The sequence below is a fragment of the Sodalis glossinidius str. 'morsitans' genome (genome assembly GCF_000010085.1).
GTDB lineage: Bacteria > Pseudomonadota > Gammaproteobacteria > Enterobacterales > Enterobacteriaceae > Sodalis > Sodalis glossinidius.
The window spans coordinates 1,431,814-1,448,098 of record NC_007712.1; the positions used below are offsets into that span (position 1 = coordinate 1,431,814).

The following is a 16,285-nucleotide window of genomic DNA, read 5'->3' on the forward strand; positions in this document are numbered from 1 at the left end:
GGGGGCAGTGCAGGAAGCCTTTGAAAAACGGTTAGTGGGCCCGGGCCCCGCGGCCAGCTGCTTTTCAAAGGTTCCTTCGGCAAAGATGACCTCTCAGGGGTAATCCGCTGGCTGAACCGCTTATATGTTATCCGATTACGGGTTAACCACGGCGAAAACTGAAGCTTAACAAGCTTAAGGGATCATGATGCAGAACGGCGCAATGAAGGCCTGGCTGGATTCCTCCTATCTGGCGGGCGCAAACCAGTCCTACATAGAGCAGCTCTATGAAGATTTTTTGACGGATCCTGACTCTGTCGATGCGAGCTGGCGTGCAATATTTAAACAGCTACCGACCGCGGGCGTCAGCCCCGATCACCTCCACTCCAAAACGCGGGAATACTTCTGCCATCTGGCGAAAGATGCCACACGCTATACCGCCTCGGTCAACGATCCGGATATCGATTCAAAGCAGGTGAAAGTCCTGCAGCTCATCAATGCTTTCCGTTTCCGCGGGCATCAGCATGCCAATCTGGATCCTCTGGAGCTGTGGAAACAGGAAACGGTTCCCGATCTTGATCCTGCTTTCCATAACCTCACCGAGGCTGATTCCCAGGAAACTTTCAACGTGGGGTCGTTCGCCATCGGTCGCGACACCATGAAACTGGCGGATTTGTATGAGGCGCTGAAAAAGACCTATTGCGGCGCCATCGGCGCCGAGTATATGCACATCACCAATACTGAAGAAAAACGCTGGATCCAGCAGCGTATCGAGTCGGTGGTGGGACAGCCGAGTTTCAGCCGCGACGAGAAAACGCGTTTTCTCGCCGAGCTGACCGCGGCGGAAGGGATTGAACGCTATCTGGGCGCCAAGTTCCCGGGCGCTAAGCGCTTCTCGCTGGAAGGCGGCGATGCGCTGATTCCGATGTTAAAAGAGATGGTGCGCTATGCCGGCAGCAACGGTACGCGGGAAGTGGTGCTAGGCATGGCACATCGCGGCCGCCTGAACGTGCTGGTCAATGTGCTGGGCAAGAAGCCGCAGGACCTGTTCGACGAGTTCGCTGGCAAGCATAAAGAGCACTTGGGCACCGGTGACGTGAAGTACCATCAGGGCTTCTCCTCCGACGTCGAAACCGAGGGCGGGCTGGTGCATCTGGCGTTGGAGTTCAACCCCTCCCATCTTGAGATCGTAAGCCCGGTGGTCATGGGCTCGGTTCGCGCACGTATCGACCGGCTGGATGAGCAGAGCAGCAGTATGGTACTGCCGATCACGCTGCACGGCGATGCCGCTATCAGCGGCCAGGGCGTGGTCCAGGAAACGCTGAACATGTCCAAGGTGCGCGGTTACGACGTGGGCGGGACGGTGCGTGTCGTTATCAATAACCAGGTGGGTTTCACCACCTCGAATCCTAACGACGCGCGCTCTACCCAGTACTGTACCGATATCGCCAAGATGGTGCAGGCGCCGATTTTCCACGTCAACGCCGATGATCCCGAAGCGGTAGCGTTCGTCACCCGCGTGGCGTTGGATTTCCGCAATACCTTCAAGCGCGACGTCATGATCGATTTGGTGTGCTATCGCCGCCACGGCCATAACGAGGCCGATGAGCCGAGCGCCACCCAGCCGCTGATGTACCAGAAAATTAAAAAACACCCGACGCCGCGCAAGATCTATGCCGACCGCCTGGAGCGCGACGGCATTATCACTCTCGCCGACGCCACTGAACAGGTCAATGTGTTCCGCGACGCGCTGGATCAGGGCGAGTGCGTGGTGAAAGAGTGGCGGCAGATGAATATGCACTCCTTCGCCTGGCAGCGCTATCTCAATCATGACTGGGACGAAGACTACCCCAGCCAGGTGGAAAGTAAGCGTTTGCAGGCGCTGGCGCACCGCATCAGCGAAGTGCCGGCCGGCGTCGAAATGCAGCCGCGGGTAGCCAAGATTTATCACGATCGCGCTGCGATGGCGCACGGTGAAAAGCTTTTCGATTGGGGCGGCGCCGAGACGCTGGCTTACGCCACGCTGGTGGATGAGGGGATCCCCATCCGCCTGTCGGGAGAGGACACCGCCCGCGGCACGTTCTTCCATCGCCACGCGGTGGTGCATAACCAGAAGAATGGCTCCAGCTACACTCCGTTGGCCAATGTCCACAACGGTCAGGGCAGCTTCCGTGTTTGGGACTCGGTGTTGTCGGAGGAGGCGGTGCTGGCGTTTGAATACGGTTACGCCACCGCCGAGCCGCGCACTTTGGTAATTTGGGAAGCGCAGTTTGGCGACTTCGCCAACGGCGCCCAGGTAGTTATCGATCAATTTATCAGTTCCGGGGAGCAGAAATGGGGACGGATGTGCGGGCTGGTGATGCTGCTGCCCCACGGCTATGAAGGGCAGGGACCGGAGCACTCCTCCGCCCGTCTGGAGCGCTATCTCCAACTGTGTGCGGAACAAAATATGCAGGTCTGCGTCCCGTCGACGCCGGCGCAGGTCTATCATATGCTCCGCCGTCAGGCGCTGCGCAATATGCGCCGGCCGCTGATTGTCATGTCGCCCAAGTCGCTGCTGCGCCATCCTCTGGCTATCTCGTCGCTTGATGAATTGGCCAACAGCATGTTCCAGCCCGCCATTGGCGAAGTGGACGATATCGACCCGCAGGGCGTTAAACGCGTCGTGATGTGTTCCGGCAAAGTCTACTATGATCTCTTGGATCAACGGCGTAAAAACGGGCAGCAAGACGTGGCCATCGTGCGTATTGAGCAGCTCTATCCGTTCCCGCTGCAGGCGGTTCGGGAGGCGCTGGCCCCCTATGCGCATGTTGACGATTTCGTCTGGTGCCAGGAAGAGCCGCAGAATCAGGGCGCCTGGTATTGCAGCCAGCACCATTTCCGCGAAGTGATATCCGCAGGCGCCGCACTGAATTATGCGGGCCGTCCGGCTTCCGCCTCGCCGGCGGTGGGGTATTTGTCCGTGCACCAGACCCAGCAGAAAAATCTGGTCAACGACGCGCTGAACGTTAATTAACAATAAGGATAGAGAATGAGTAGCGTAGATATTCTGGTTCCAGACCTGCCTGAGTCGGTAGCGGATGCCACCGTCGCCACCTGGCATAAAAAGCCCGGTGACAGTATTCAGCGTGATGAAGTGCTGGTCGAGATTGAAACCGACAAAGTGGTGCTGGAAGTTCCCGCCCCTAAAGCCGGCGTTCTGGAAACATTATTGGAAGACGAAGGCGCTACCGTGACCGCCCGTCAAGTGCTGGGGCGCCTGCGCCCGGGCGACAGCACCGGCCAGGCGATGACAGAGAAGTCCCAGAGCCAGGAGTCCACGCCGGCTCAGCGCCATACCGCGGGTCTGGAAGAGGGAAGCAACGACGCGCTGAGCCCGGCCATCCGCCGCCTCATCGCCGAGCACGATCTTAATCCCGAGGCTATTAAAGGCAGCGGCGTGGGCGAACGTCTGACCCGCGAAGACGTCGAAAAACATATCGCTGGCCGCCAGAACGCCGCTCCGGCGCCGGCGCTGCGCAATCGCAGCGAAAAACGCGTGCCGATGACCCGCCTGCGCAAACGCGTGGCCGAACGTCTGCTGGAAGCGAAAAACAGCACCGCCATGTTGACCACCTTCAATGAGGTGAACATGCAGCCGGTGATGGATTTGCGCAAGCAGTACGGCGACGCGTTTGAAAAGCGCCACGGTATCCGCCTGGGCTTCATGTCCTTCTATATCAAAGCGGTACTGGAGGCGTTGAAACGTTTCCCGGAAGTGAACGCGTCTATCGATGGCGAAGATGTGGTTTACCACAACTATTTTGACGTCAGCATCGCGGTATCCACGCCTCGCGGCCTGGTGACGCCGGTACTGAAGGATATCGATGCGCTGGGCATGGCCGATATCGAGAAGAAAATCAAGGAACTGGCTATTAAGGGCCGCGACGGGAAACTGAAAGTCGAGGAGCTGACCGGCGGTAACTTTACCATTACCAACGGCGGCGTCTTCGGTTCGTTGATGTCGACGCCCATCATCAACCCGCCGCAAAGCGCGATCCTAGGCATGCATGCCATTAAGGATCGGCCGATGGCGGTAGGAGAGCAGGTGGTTATTCTGCCGATGATGTATCTGGCGCTGTCTTATGACCACAGGCTTATCGACGGAAAAGAATCCGTCAGTTTCCTGGTGACAGTGAAAGAGATGCTGGAAGATCCTACTCGCCTGCTGCTGGACGTTTAGCGCATGACGGCGGCGGATCCAATGCCGCCGCCCCAGATCAACGGCTTTGGTGCCGAATTACGGCGACGCGACGCAGCGCCGCTGACACTCTCCAGACGAAGATGGAAACAACATCATGAATTTACATGAATATCAGGCAAAACAGCTGTTTGCTCGGTATGGTCTGCCTGCCCCGACGGGTTACGCCTGCAATACGCTGCGTGAAGCGGAAGAGTCCGCCTCGAAAATCGGCGCCGGCCCCTGGGTGGTGAAATGCCAGGTGCATGCGGGCGGCCGCGGTAAATCCGGCGGCGTGAAAGTGGTGAAGTTGAAAGAAGAGATCCGCGCTTTCGCGGAGCAGTGGCTGGGCAAGCGTCTGGTGACCTATCAGACGGACGCTCTGGGCCAACCGGTCAATCAGATTCTGGTGGAAGTGGCCACCGATATTGCCAAGGAGCTTTATCTGGGCGTGGTCGTCGATCGCGGCACGCGCCGCGTGGTATTTATGGCGTCCACCGAAGGGGGCGTGGAGATTGAAAAGGTGGCGGAAGAGACGCCGCACCTGATTCATAAAGTGGCTCTGGACCCGCTCACCGGCCCGCAGCCTTATCAGGGCCGCGAGCTGGCGTTTAAACTGGGCCTGAGCGGCAAGCAGGTTTCTCAGTTCAGCAAAATTTTTATGGGTCTGGCGACGCTGTTCTTAGAGCGCGATCTGGCGCTGGTGGAAATCAACCCGCTGGTGATTACCGGCGCCGGCGATCTTATCTGCCTTGACGGCAAATTGAGCGCCGACGGTAACGCGTTGTTCCGCCAGCCGGAGCTGCGCGAGATGCGCGATCACAGCCAGGAAGACGAACGCGAAGCGCACGCCACCCAGTTGGAGCTGAACTATGTGGCGCTGGACGGCAACATCGGCTGTATGGTGAACGGGGCCGGCCTGGCGATGGGGACGATGGATATCGTCAAACTGCACGGCGGCGAACCGGCCAACTTCCTTGACGTGGGCGGCGGCGCCACTAAGGAGCGCGTGACCGAAGCATTCAAGATAATCCTGTCGGATGAGAAGGTGAAAGCGGTGCTGGTTAATATTTTCGGCGGTATTGTTCGCTGCGATTTGATTGCCGACGGCATCATCGGCGCGGTATCCGAGGTTGGCGTCAGTGTCCCCGTGGTAGTGCGTCTGGAAGGGAATAATGCCGAACTGGGCGCCAAGCGATTGGCGGACAGCGGGCTGAACATTATCGCCGCCACAAGTCTGACCGACGCGGCTCAACAGGTTGTCGCCGCGGTGGAGGGTAAGTAATGTCTATTTTGATTGATAAAAACACCAAAGTCATTTGCCAGGGTTTTACCGGCAGCCAGGGGACCTTCCACTCCGAGCAGGCGCTGGCCTACGGCACCCAAATGGTCGGCGGCGTCACGCCCGGCAAAGGCGGTACCGAGCATCTCGGTTTGCCGGTATTCAATACCGTGCGCGAAGCGGTTGACAAAACCGGCGCCACGGCATCGGTTATATACGTGCCGGCGCCGTTCTGCAAGGACTCGATTCTTGAGGCGATCGATGCCGGCATAGAGCTGATTATCTGCATCACCGAAGGCATCCCGACGCTGGATATGCTGACGGTGAAAGCCAAGCTTGAGCAAAGCAAGGCGCGCATGATCGGGCCGAACTGCCCGGGCGTTATCACCCCGGGAGAATGCAAAATCGGTATTATGCCGGGGCATATCCATCAGCCTGGTCGGGTGGGTATCGTTTCCCGTTCCGGCACCCTGACCTATGAAGTGGTGAAGCAGACCACTGACACCGGCCTCGGGCAGTCCAGCTGCGTGGGCATCGGCGGCGACCCGATCCCCGGCTCGAACTTCATTGACATCCTGAAGCTGTTTGAAGAGGATCCGCAGACGGAAGCTATCGTGATGATAGGCGAAATCGGCGGCAGCGCGGAAGAAGAGGCCGCCGCTTATATCAAGGATCACGTCACCAAACCGGTGGTGGGTTATATCGCCGGCGTCACGGCGCCGAAGGGGAAACGGATGGGCCATGCCGGCGCGATTATCGCGGGCAGCAAGGGCACGGCGGATGAAAAATTCGCCGCCCTGGAGGCCGCGGGTGTTAAGACCGTGCGCAGCCTGGCCGATATCGGTGAAGCGCTGAAGTTTATTTTACCGAACTGAGTTGGTCCCTCGAAAGAGGACGCACTGACGCCGCGCGCCCGGGGGGGGCGCGGTGATGACATTGCATCAAGGCTGCCTGCGGGCAGCTTTTTTATTGCCATAACGGCACAATGGGAGCGGTTTTTTCGTCCATTGCCCGGCAAAGAAGGGCTGAGTCTGATGCGGATGCGGGTGCTGAAGGCTTATGTTAATGCTGAAGCTTATACTGAGGCAGAGGAAGAAGCAGTGGCAGAGAAATAGGCAGTGGCTGATGCTGACTTATACTGAGATAAAGTCTGCCTTATACGCCGGCTGCGGTCGTTACGCCTGATGATGCAAGACGACGTTGGCGTTATACGCCGTCAGCCAAAGGATCTGGCATGAGGTGAGCAACGGGTTGCATTTAAAGCGCCGGAAATAACGCTAAGTGACAAAAATGACGGTATGATGACCGTTGTGGATACTATATTAATAAACACGCACTATCGCGCAATGCACATAATAAATAACGCTACCGCGCAGAAACGAATATTTCCCGCTATTATTTTCATTTACTTTTAACACCATATTTTATTAATTACACTTTAGCAACATTTCGCCGGATTTGATTTTTTTTGGCTACCAATATTTAACAAAGCGGGCAAAACATTGCGTTAAATAAATATTTCTCTGCGCGTGACGGGTTATGCCGGCGCCGTTTTTGCGCCAGAGCAATTTCAGCGACGACGCGGCGTTATCCCTCGATTGATCATTATGCGGTTTTAATACCTCCGTCACTAAAAAATATATTTATCCGGAGGAAATTGAGGGGTACTATACGGGCATTCCCAACCGGGTCTGTTGGTATTTCTTTAATCCGTCTGCGGCGCCGCTGCCCTTCTTCCCCTCAAGGTCCGAGGCGGCAGGCGGTTAATGACAACTATAAAGCCTTTATCATTCACCGTGCCTTTCCGGCTGACCCAATCACGAGGGACGGCTGTAGCGGCGTATGTGGGTCCTTCCTGCGAGGAGCAAGGAGTCATCATGTTTGATGTCGTCGAACTATCACGATTACAGTTTGCTTTAACGGCGATGTACCATTTCCTGTTTGTGCCGCTGACGCTGGGTATGGCGTTTTTGCTGGCCATCATGGAAACGGTTTATGTGCTGTCGGGTAAACAGATCTATAAAGATATGACCAAGTTCTGGGGCAAGTTGTTCGCTATCAACTTCGCCCTCGGCGTGGCTACTGGTCTTACCATGGAGTTCCAGTTCGGTACCAACTGGTCATACTTCTCCCATTATGTCGGCGATATCTTCGGCGCACCGCTGGCCATTGAAGGGTTGATGGCCTTTTTCCTTGAATCCACCTTCGTCGGCCTGTTCTTCTTTGGCTGGGATCGCCTGGGCAAAGTGCAGCATATGGCGGTGACCTGGCTGGTGGCGCTTGGCTCCAACTTGTCCGCGCTGTGGATCCTGGTGGCCAACGGCTGGATGCAAAATCCCATCGCGGCGGATTTCAACTACGAAACCATGCGTATGGAGATGGTCAGCTTCGCTGATCTGGTACTTAATCCGGTCGCGCAGGTGAAATTCGTGCATACCGTGGCCGCGGGTTACTGCACCGGCGCGATGTTTGTCCTCGGTATCAGCTCCTATTACCTGTTAAAAGGGCGCGATATCGCCTTCGCCAAACGCTCCTTCGCCATCGCCGCCTCCTTCGGCATGGCGGCGGTGCTGTCGGTCATCGTGCTGGGGGATGAATCCGGTTACGAGATGGGCGATGTGCAAAAAACCAAGCTGGCGGCGATCGAGGCGGAGTGGAACACCGAGCCGGCGCCGGCCTCCTTTACCCTGTTCGGTCTGCCGAATCAGGAAGATCAGACAAACCACTTCGCGGTGCGTATCCCTTATGCGCTGGGCATAATTGCGACCCGTTCCACCAATCGCCAGATTACCGGCCTGAAAGATCTGATGGCGCAGCATGAGGTGCGTATTCGTAACGGGATGAAGGCCTATAGCCTGCTGCAACAGTTACGCGAAGGCAGCACCGATCCTGCCGTGCGCGAAGCGTTCAACAACAGTAAGCAAGACCTGGGTTATGGACTGCTGCTGAAACGCTACACAGACGACATTACCCTGGCCAACGAGCAGCAGGTTCGGCAGGCAACCAGCGATTCTATCCCGCGCGTGGCGCCGCTGTATTTCTCCTTCCGTATCATGGTGGGCTGCGGCGTGCTGATGCTGCTGCTGATTGCCGCCTGTTTCTGGACCGTCCTGCGTAACCGTATCGGTCAGCCGCGCTGGCTGCACCGCGCGATGCTCTATGGGATTCCGCTGCCGTGGATCGCCATCGAGTCCGGCTGGTTTATTGCTGAATATGGCCGTCAGCCCTGGGCTATCGGTGAAATTCTGCCGACTTCTGTCGCCAACTCGACCCTGACCGCCGGCGACATCCTCTTCTCGATTGGGTTGATCTGCGGGCTCTATACGCTGTTTTTGGTAGCGGAAATGTATCTGATGTTCAAATTCGCGCGCTTAGGACCGAGCAGTCTGAAAACCGGCAACTACCATTTTGAGCAATCGTCCATTTCCTCGGTGAGCGCACGGTAATACAGGAACGAATGACTATGTTTGATTACGAAGTATTGCGTGTTGTCTGGTGGGTACTGATCGGCGTGCTGCTCATCGGTTTCGCCGTCACCGACGGATTTGATATGGGCGTCGGCATGCTGATGCGCCTGTTTGGCCGCGGCGACGTCGAGCGCCGCGTCATAATCAATACCATCGCCCCGCACTGGGACGGCAACCAGGTATGGCTTATCACCGCCGGCGGCGCGTTGTTCGCCTCCTGGCCCATGGTGTATGCCGCAGCGTTCTCCGGTTTTTATATCGCCATGATCCTGGTGTTGGCCTCGCTGTTCTTCCGCCCGGTCGGTTTCGACTACCGCTCGAAAATCGACGACGCCCGCTGGCGCAATCTGTGGGACTGGGGGATCTTTATCGGCAGCTTTATTTCTCCGGTGGTGATAGGGGTTGCATTTGGTAACCTGCTACAGGGCGTGCCGTTCCACGTGGACGAGTATCTGCGCCTGTATTACACCGGCAATTTCTTCCAGTTGCTTAACCCGTTTGGCCTGCTGGCGGGCATCGTCAGCTTGGCGATGTTCCTGACCCAGGGCGGCACCTATCTGCAAATGCGTACGGGCGGCGATTTGCAGGTGCGGATGCGCGGCATCACCCAGCTTACCGCGCTGGTGACGATGCTAACCTTCCTACTGGCCGGTATTTGGGTCGTCTACGGCATCGACGGCTTTACCGTTACCTCCGTCATCGACCGGGCCGCGCAGTCCAACCCGCTGCACAAAGAAGTGGCGCATCAGGCCGGGGCGTGGCTGGCCAATTACCACGCCTATCCGGGATTATGGATCGTGCCGGCGCTGGGCGTGGTGCTACCGCTGCTAACAATTGCCTTTAGCCGTGCGGGGCGCAGCGCCTGGGCCTTCATTTGCTCCTCGCTAACCGTGGCCTGCGTGATTCTGACTGCGGGGATTACGCTGTTCCCGTTCATCATGCCGTCGAGCACGATGCCGAATGCCAGCCTGACCATGTGGGATGCGACCTCGAGCCTGGGGACGCTGAAAGTCATGACCGTGGTGGCGATCATTTTCGTGCCTATTGTGCTGCTCTATACCATTTGGTGTTACTACAAAATGTTCGGTCGCATCACGAAAGAACATATTGAACAAAACACGCATTCGCTGTACTGAGTTTAGGAGCTTAATTATGTGGTATTTCGCCTGGATTTTAGGAACGCTGCTGGCCTGTGCCTTCGGCATCATTACCGCGCTGGCCCTTGAACATTTGGAAGATACCCGCGGCGAGGATGCCATGAAGTAACAGGGCAGGCTATCTCGTTTTTGTACGGACTGACGGACAAGCGCCCTCTGAGGGAGCTTTCCCTCGTCATGGCCCTGACGCTTGCCGGCTGCGTTTTCTGGTCGCTGTCCCGCTTCGCGGCCCAGACCAGTACGCTGTCGTGGTGGCAGGAGATCTTTATCGTTTGGGCGGTTTGCACAGGCGTCTGGTTTTTCTGCCGTTGCCGGCGATGTTGGTTATGATCGCCGCCTTACTTTACAGATTCTCTTAATAACTTTACGGTCCTTTAATCCCGCAATGTAAGGGACCTAAAATATTTTCTTTCCCCCGGCTTACCCATTCCCAACGTGTTAGGTCTTGAGTATAGTAAGCAACGTTGTTTTTGCGTTGTTGGACGGTGGAGTGAGTATTTCGTTTTTCCAATGGCCGGTTTGCGTCTATTACGAGGATACCGACGCCGGTGGCGTGGTTTACCATGCCCGTTACGTCGCCTTCTATGAACGCGCACGCACCGAAATGCTACGCCAGCATAATTTTCATCAGCACGCGCTTATGCGCGCGAACGTGGCGTTCGTGGTGCGGCGCATGGCGGTGGAGTATTTTGCGCCTGCGCGCCTGGACGATTTACTGCAAGTGGAAAGCGAAATCGTCTCCCTCAAGCACGCCTCCCTGACCTTTGCACAACACATCCTGAATGCTGACGGACAATTGCTCAGCCAGGCGGATGTCGTGATCGCATGTGTCGATCTACAGCAATTGAAGCCGATTGCGCTTCCTACGTCTTTTGTCGCGGAGTTCAAGCAGTGACTGACATGAACATCTTTGATCTGTTCCTGAAAGCGGGCTTTCTGGTAAAACTGATCATGCTGATTTTGATATGCTTTTCTATTGCGTCCTGGGCCATCATTATCCAGCGCTCTCGTATCCTGACCTCCGCCGCGCGCGAAGCGGAAGCCTTTGAGGACAAGTTCTGGTCCGGCATCGAATTATCCCGCCTGTATCAGGAAAGCCTGACGCGCCGCGACAGCCTGAGCGGCTCCGAGCAGATCTTTTACGCCGGTTTTAAAGAGTTCGCGCGCCTGCATCGCGCCAATAATCACGCCCCTGAAGCGGTGGTAGAAGGCGCTTCCCGCGCTATGCGTATTTCGATGAACCGCGAACTGGAAGCGCTGGAAACCCATATCCCGTTCCTTGGTACCGTGGGTTCCATCAGCCCGTACATTGGTCTGTTCGGTACCGTGTGGGGCATCATGCACGCGTTCATCGGCTTGGGCACCGTAAAACAGGCTACGCTGCAGATGGTCGCGCCGGGGATAGCCGAAGCGCTTATCGCCACCGCGATCGGTTTGTTTGCCGCCATTCCCGCGGTCATGGCCTTCAATCGCCTGAGCCTGCGGGTCAACAAGCTTGAGCAGAACTACGACAACTTTACTGAAGAGTTCATCGCCATTCTGCACCGTCAGGCTTTCGCTAGCGATAGCGCCAAGTAAGCAGGAGGGGTAATCATGGCCAGAAGACGCTCGCGCAGAGAAATCAAGTCCGAGATTAACATTGTCTCCTTGCTCGATGTGCTGCTGGTGCTGGTGTTAATCTTTATGGCGACGGCGCCGATTATTACCCAGAGCGTCGAGGTGGATTTGCCGGATGCGACCGACTCCAAAACTGTCGGCAGCGATGATAATCCGCCGGTGATTGTCGAGGTTTCCGGCATCGGCCAGTACAGTCTGGTGGTCGATCATCAGCGTCAGGAGCAATTGCCCTCCGAACAGGTGGTTTCCGAAGCGCGCGCCCGCCTCACCGCGAATCCCAAGACGGTGTTTCTGATAGGCGGCGCCAAAGACGTGCCCTATGATGAGATCATCAATGCGCTGAACTTGTTGCATCAGGCCGGCGTGAAGTCGGTCGGTCTGATGACGCAGCCTATCTGACGGTCGGCTCGTGATGCGTACTATTTCCGGTCAACCACATTTTGGGAATCGATTGTGTTGAAGGCTACCGAACAGAACGACAAGCTTAAACGTGCTATTATTCTGTCGATTGCGCTGCATTGCGTTCTGATCGCCGTATTGATCTGGAGCTCGATTCATCAGCCGCAAGAGACGAGTGCGGGCGGCGGTGGCGGGTCGTCCATTGATGCCGTGATGGTCGATCCCGGCGCCGTGGTGCAGCAATATAACCGTCAGCAACAGCAGCAAATCGATGCGCAGCGGGCGCAGCAGCAGCGCCTGAAAGCGCTGGAGAAACAACGGTTAGACGCTCAGGAAGCGGCCGAAGCGCAACAGCGCCAGCAGGCCGAGCAGCAAAAACAGGCGGAAGAGGCGGCTAAACAGGCCGAGGCGGCCGCAGCACAGGCCGAAGCGGAAGCGGCGGCCGCGGCGAAACAGCAGGCGGAGGCGGAAGTGAAAAAAGCCGCCGCTGCTGAAGCGCAGAAGCAGGCCGACGCGAAGGCGAAACAGGCCGCCGCGAAAAAGGCCACCGCCGCCAAGCAATCCAGCGAGGTGGACGATTTGCTGGGCGGGCTGACCGACGCTAAAAATGCGCCCAAATCCGGCGGCGCGCCCGCCGCCGGGACTAGCAACAGTAAGCTGAGCGGCGCCACCGGATTAGAAATCAATGGCTATCTGGCTCAGGTGCGCCAGGCTATCAGCAATAAGTTTTACGATGCGTCCAACTATAGCGGTAAGACCTGCATTTTGCGCATCAAACTGGCGCCAGATGGCATGCTGATTTCGGTCAGTCCTGACGGTGGCGATCCGGCGCTGTGTCAGGCGGCGGTCTCCGCGGCGAAGCTGGCGGCGATTCCCCGGCCACCCAGTCCGAAGGTGTATGAGGCAGTTAAAAACGCGACTCTTGACTTTAAACCTTAGTAAAGCCATTTAGCAGAATGCAATGGTTATCAAATAGTCCTGTTTGGGTTTAAGATTTATACTATGTTGTCTAATGGGAAGATGTAGTGTTGTTTAACCCGACAAGTTTACAATTCTGCAATTGCGACCGGCGCCCTGGCGTCGGTTTGGGAGATGAAATGAAGCAGGCATTTCGAGTAGCGTTAGGTTTTTTCCTTTTATGGGCTTCCGTGCTGCATGCGGAAGTGCGTATTGAAATCACCCAAGGGGTGGATACGGCCCGGCCGATCGGCGTGGTGCCGTTTAAATGGGCGGGGCCGGGTGCCGCGCCCGAAGATATTGGCGGTATAGTCGCCGCCGACCTGCGTAACAGCGGTAAATTCAACCCGCTCGACACCTCTCGCCTGCCGCAGCAGCCGGCGACTGCCTCAGAGGTGACGCCGCCCGCCTGGACGGCGCTTGGCATCGATGCTGTGGTGGTGGGGCAGGTGCAGCCGAGTGCCGCCGGTAGCTATGTGGTGTCTTATCAACTGGTGGACACCTCCGGCAATCCGGGCTCCATTCTGGCGCAAAATCAGTTCAAGGTCGCGCGCAAATGGCTGCGTTATGCCGCCCACACCGCTAGCGATGAAACCTTTGAAAAGCTCACGGGCATCAAGGGCGCCTTCCGTACCCGTATTGCCTACGTCGTGCAGACCAATGGCGGTCAGTACCGGTATGAACTGCGCGTCGCGGATTATGACGGCTTTAACCAGACGCCGGTACACCGTTCGCCGCAGCCGCTGATGTCGCCGGCCTGGTCCCCCGACGGCAGCAAGCTTGCTTATGTCACCTTTGAGAGCGGCCGCTCGGCGCTGGTCATTCAGACGCTGGACAGCGGCGCTATTCGCCAGGTTGCCAGTTTCCCGCAGCACAACGGCGCGCCGGCATTTTCGCCGGACGGCAGCAAACTGGCCTTTGTGCTGTCGAAGACCGGCAATATGAATTTGTACGTGATGGACTTAGGCTCGGGCCAGGTGCGTCAGGTGACCGAAGGTCGCAGCAATAATACGGAGCCGAGCTGGTTCCCGGACAGTCAGACGCTGGCGTATACTTCCGACCAGGGCGGTCGTCCCCAAGTGTATAAAACCAATATTAATGGCGGTACGCCGCAGCGCCTGTCCTGGGAGGGGTCCCAGAACCAGAATGCGGATGTTAGCCCGGACGGCAAGTTCCTGGTTATGGTCAGCACCAACAACGGCGCGCAGCATATCGCTAAACTGGATCTGGCAACGAACGCCGTCCAAGTATTGACGGACACGTTCCTGGATGAGACGCCTAGCGTCGCTCCTAATGGCACAATGGTTATCTACAGCGCTACGCAAGGGCTGGGTTCCGTGTTACAGCTGGTCTCGACTGATGGGCGTTTCAAAGCGCGTCTTCCGGCAACTGATGGACAGGTCAAAAATCCTGCCTGGTCGCCGTATCTGTGATGCATGTGTAAATATGTATAGCAAACTATAAAAGGAATATGAGATGCAACTGAACAAAGTGCTGAAAGGGCTGATGTTGGCGGTGCCGGTGATGGCGATTGCCGCATGTAGTTCTCACAAAAGCGCCAACAATGGCGACGAATCTGCCATGGGCGCTGGCACTGGCATGGATATGAACGGCAACAATGCCTCTTCCGACGAGCAGGCTCGTCTGCAAATGCAGGAGCTTCAGCGTAACAATATCGTTTACTTCGATCTGGACAAATACGATATCCTCTCTGAATTCGCTCAGATGCTTGATGCACACGCCAATTTCCTGCGCAGCAACCCGTCTTACAAAGTGACCGTTGAAGGCCATGCGGACGAACGCGGTACGCCGGAATACAACATCGCCCTGGGCGAGCGCCGCGCCAATGCCGTGAAGATGTATCTTCAGGGTAAAGGTGTTTACGCCGATCAGATCGCTATCGTATCTTACGGTAAAGAGAAACCGGCCGTACTGGGCCACGACGAATCGGCTTACGCCAAAAACCGTCGTGCCGTACTGGTCTACTAAGAGACTGGCATGAGCAATAACTTCAGACCTTATCTGTTGAATCTGTCGTTATTGGTTGGTGTAGCGGCCCCTTGGGCCGCTACCGCCCAAGCGCCAATCAGTAATGCCGGCTCCGGCTCGGTGGAAGACCGGGTCACTCAACTTGAGCGTATTTCCAGTGCGCACAGCCAGCTGCTAACCCAGCTTCAGCAACAGCTCGCCGATAATCAGCGCGATATCGACTCGCTGCGCGGCCAGATTCAGGAAAATCAATATCAACTGTCGCAGGTCGTCGAGCGGCAGAAACAGATTTATCAGCAGATGGACAGCCTTTCCAGTCAGACGCCGGCCGCGTCTTCAGACGGTCAACCTCAGGCATCCGCCTCCGCCGGCGGCTCAGACGCTAACACCGACTATAACGAAGCGGTGGCGCTGGTGCTGGAGAAAAAACAGTACGACCAGGCGATCAGCGCATTTCAAAGCTTCGTGAAGCGTTACCCCGATTCGACCTATCAGCCCAACGCCAATTATTGGCTGGGGCAACTTAATTATAATCAGGGTGAAAAAGATGATGCGGCCTATTATTTTGCCCTGGTGGTGAAAAACTATCCTAAATCACCTAAAGCATCCGACGCGCTGCTCAAGGTGGGCGTCATCATGCAGGAAAAAGGCCAGAAGGATAAAGCCCGGGCGGTTTATCAGCAGGTGGGCAAACTGTACCCCAGCGCCGAGGCGGCCAAACAGGCGCAAAAACGGCTTGCGGGGCTGTAATAGCGACGCGTCTGAACGGGGCAAGGGGGACGTGAAATGGGCCAGAATGCTCAAAGATCAGGCAGTTGGCCGCGTTTGGACTAATTAAAGGTTGCGTCAAAATTTATAATAAGTAATATATGCCGCCGTTGCCCGGGGAAAGCTGATTTCCTCTGGCTGCGGGTGTAAAACGGGTGTCGGGGTCGTTAGCTCAGTTGGTAGAGCAGTTGACTTTTAATCAATTGGTCGCAGGTTCGAATCCTGCACGACCCACCATCTTCCGCCGCTTGACCTGTCCGCCCATTCCCGCTTTTATTGTTATCTGCTATCTATTATCAAATGTTAAACGCCAACGGCTATTAACGGCGAGGCTTCATGTCAGCGCCAGGAGCATCGGTGTCGCCCCCCTTAGGGGTAGGTAAGGAATCGCAACCGGCAAATTTTGTCCTCGCGGGTGAGCTGGCATCGCCACTCTGGCGCCGCCTGCGTG

At 56.7% G+C, this 16,285-nt stretch carries 14 protein-coding genes, 1 tRNA gene and 1 pseudogene; all 16 read left to right on the forward strand.

The window, feature by feature from the left end:
• Nucleotides 1-187 precede the first annotated feature (187 nt).
• The 16 genes and pseudogenes from sucA (at nucleotide 188) to SGP1_RS07585 (ending at nucleotide 16,071) form a co-directional block, all read left to right on the forward strand.
• On the forward strand, nucleotides 188-2,995 hold the full coding sequence (sucA, locus tag SGP1_RS07520) for a 2-oxoglutarate dehydrogenase E1 component (protein WP_011410713.1): 2,808 nt from the start codon (nucleotides 188-190) through the stop codon (nucleotides 2,993-2,995).
• Nucleotides 2,996-3,010: 15 nt separating this feature from the next.
• Nucleotides 3,011-4,201 carry a 2-oxoglutarate dehydrogenase complex dihydrolipoyllysine-residue succinyltransferase gene (gene odhB / locus SGP1_RS07525; RefSeq protein WP_011410714.1) on the forward strand — a complete coding sequence of 397 codons (1,191 nt, stop codon included), beginning with the start codon at nucleotides 3,011-3,013 and terminating at the stop codon, nucleotides 4,199-4,201.
• Nucleotides 4,202-4,316: 115 nt separating this feature from the next.
• On the forward strand, nucleotides 4,317-5,483 hold the full coding sequence (gene sucC / locus SGP1_RS07530; protein ID WP_011410715.1) for an ADP-forming succinate--CoA ligase subunit beta: 1,167 nt from the start codon (nucleotides 4,317-4,319) through the stop codon (nucleotides 5,481-5,483).
• Nucleotides 5,483-6,355 (forward strand): succinate--CoA ligase subunit alpha, encoded by an 873-nt coding sequence (gene sucD / locus SGP1_RS07535; RefSeq protein ID WP_011410716.1) that lies wholly within the window; start codon nucleotides 5,483-5,485, stop codon nucleotides 6,353-6,355. Before sucC ends, sucD begins: the two co-directional genes overlap by 1 nt.
• Before the next feature lie 1,002 nt (nucleotides 6,356-7,357).
• Nucleotides 7,358-8,926, forward strand: coding sequence for a cytochrome ubiquinol oxidase subunit I (gene cydA, locus SGP1_RS07540; RefSeq protein WP_011410717.1), 1,569 nt, complete (start codon nucleotides 7,358-7,360; stop codon nucleotides 8,924-8,926).
• Nucleotides 8,927-8,943: 17 nt separating this feature from the next.
• Entirely contained in the window at nucleotides 8,944-10,083 is a 1,140-nt protein-coding gene (gene cydB, locus SGP1_RS07545; RefSeq protein WP_011410718.1) for a cytochrome d ubiquinol oxidase subunit II, read from the forward strand.
• Between the two features lie 16 nt (nucleotides 10,084-10,099).
• A complete protein-coding gene (gene cydX, locus SGP1_RS25540; RefSeq protein ID WP_070108744.1) occupies nucleotides 10,100-10,213 on the forward strand; it encodes a cytochrome bd-I oxidase subunit CydX in 114 nt (37 codons plus the stop codon).
• A 68-nt stretch (nucleotides 10,214-10,281) separates the two neighbouring features.
• Nucleotides 10,282-10,463 (forward strand): annotated as a pseudogene (locus SGP1_RS26845) (cyd operon YbgE family protein).
• A 131-nt stretch (nucleotides 10,464-10,594) separates the two neighbouring features.
• Nucleotides 10,595-10,999: a tol-pal system-associated acyl-CoA thioesterase gene (gene ybgC / locus SGP1_RS07550; protein ID WP_011410719.1), complete on the forward strand. Its 405-nt coding sequence runs from the start codon at nucleotides 10,595-10,597 to the stop codon at nucleotides 10,997-10,999.
• A gap of 5 nt (nucleotides 11,000-11,004) precedes the next feature.
• Complete coding sequence (gene tolQ / locus SGP1_RS07555; RefSeq protein ID WP_041866748.1) at nucleotides 11,005-11,682, forward strand: Tol-Pal system protein TolQ; 678 nt, start codon at nucleotides 11,005-11,007, stop codon at nucleotides 11,680-11,682.
• A gap of 15 nt (nucleotides 11,683-11,697) precedes the next feature.
• Nucleotides 11,698-12,120 carry a colicin uptake protein TolR gene (gene tolR, locus SGP1_RS07560; RefSeq protein ID WP_011410721.1) on the forward strand — a complete coding sequence of 141 codons (423 nt, stop codon included), beginning with the start codon at nucleotides 11,698-11,700 and terminating at the stop codon, nucleotides 12,118-12,120.
• A 54-nt stretch (nucleotides 12,121-12,174) separates the two neighbouring features.
• Entirely contained in the window at nucleotides 12,175-13,059 is an 885-nt protein-coding gene (tolA, locus tag SGP1_RS07565; RefSeq protein ID WP_011410722.1) for a cell envelope integrity protein TolA, read from the forward strand.
• A 158-nt stretch (nucleotides 13,060-13,217) separates the two neighbouring features.
• Nucleotides 13,218-14,510 carry a Tol-Pal system beta propeller repeat protein TolB gene (gene tolB, locus SGP1_RS07570; protein ID WP_011410723.1) on the forward strand — a complete coding sequence of 431 codons (1,293 nt, stop codon included), beginning with the start codon at nucleotides 13,218-13,220 and terminating at the stop codon, nucleotides 14,508-14,510.
• Between the two features lie 43 nt (nucleotides 14,511-14,553).
• Nucleotides 14,554-15,066: a peptidoglycan-associated lipoprotein Pal gene (pal, locus tag SGP1_RS07575; RefSeq protein ID WP_011410724.1), complete on the forward strand. Its 513-nt coding sequence runs from the start codon at nucleotides 14,554-14,556 to the stop codon at nucleotides 15,064-15,066.
• A 9-nt stretch (nucleotides 15,067-15,075) separates the two neighbouring features.
• Entirely contained in the window at nucleotides 15,076-15,816 is a 741-nt protein-coding gene (gene cpoB, locus SGP1_RS07580; protein ID WP_011410725.1) for a cell division protein CpoB, read from the forward strand.
• A 179-nt stretch (nucleotides 15,817-15,995) separates the two neighbouring features.
• A tRNA-Lys gene (locus tag SGP1_RS07585) sits at nucleotides 15,996-16,071 on the forward strand.
• Nucleotides 16,072-16,285: the final 214 nt, after the last annotated feature.

What these genes read in the sequence shown, in the direction of transcription:
- sucA (WP_011410713.1), top strand. Translation starts at nt 188, where the DNA reads ATGCAGAACGGCGCAATGAAGGCCTGGCTGGATTCCTCCTATCTGGCG.
- odhB (WP_011410714.1), top strand. Translation starts at nt 3,011, where the DNA reads ATGAGTAGCGTAGATATTCTGGTTCCAGACCTGCCTGAGTCGGTAGCG.
- sucC (WP_011410715.1), top strand. Translation starts at nt 4,317, where the DNA reads ATGAATTTACATGAATATCAGGCAAAACAGCTGTTTGCTCGGTATGGT.
- sucD (WP_011410716.1), top strand. Translation starts at nt 5,483, where the DNA reads ATGTCTATTTTGATTGATAAAAACACCAAAGTCATTTGCCAGGGTTTT.
- cydA (WP_011410717.1), top strand. Translation starts at nt 7,358, where the DNA reads ATGTTTGATGTCGTCGAACTATCACGATTACAGTTTGCTTTAACGGCG.
- cydB (WP_011410718.1), top strand. Translation starts at nt 8,944, where the DNA reads ATGTTTGATTACGAAGTATTGCGTGTTGTCTGGTGGGTACTGATCGGC.
- cydX (WP_070108744.1), top strand. Translation starts at nt 10,100, where the DNA reads ATGTGGTATTTCGCCTGGATTTTAGGAACGCTGCTGGCCTGTGCCTTC.
- tolQ (WP_041866748.1), top strand. Translation starts at nt 11,005, where the DNA reads ATGAACATCTTTGATCTGTTCCTGAAAGCGGGCTTTCTGGTAAAACTG.
- tolR (WP_011410721.1), top strand. Translation starts at nt 11,698, where the DNA reads ATGGCCAGAAGACGCTCGCGCAGAGAAATCAAGTCCGAGATTAACATT.
- tolB (WP_011410723.1), top strand. Translation starts at nt 13,218, where the DNA reads ATGAAGCAGGCATTTCGAGTAGCGTTAGGTTTTTTCCTTTTATGGGCT.
- pal (WP_011410724.1), top strand. Translation starts at nt 14,554, where the DNA reads ATGCAACTGAACAAAGTGCTGAAAGGGCTGATGTTGGCGGTGCCGGTG.
- cpoB (WP_011410725.1), top strand. Translation starts at nt 15,076, where the DNA reads ATGAGCAATAACTTCAGACCTTATCTGTTGAATCTGTCGTTATTGGTT.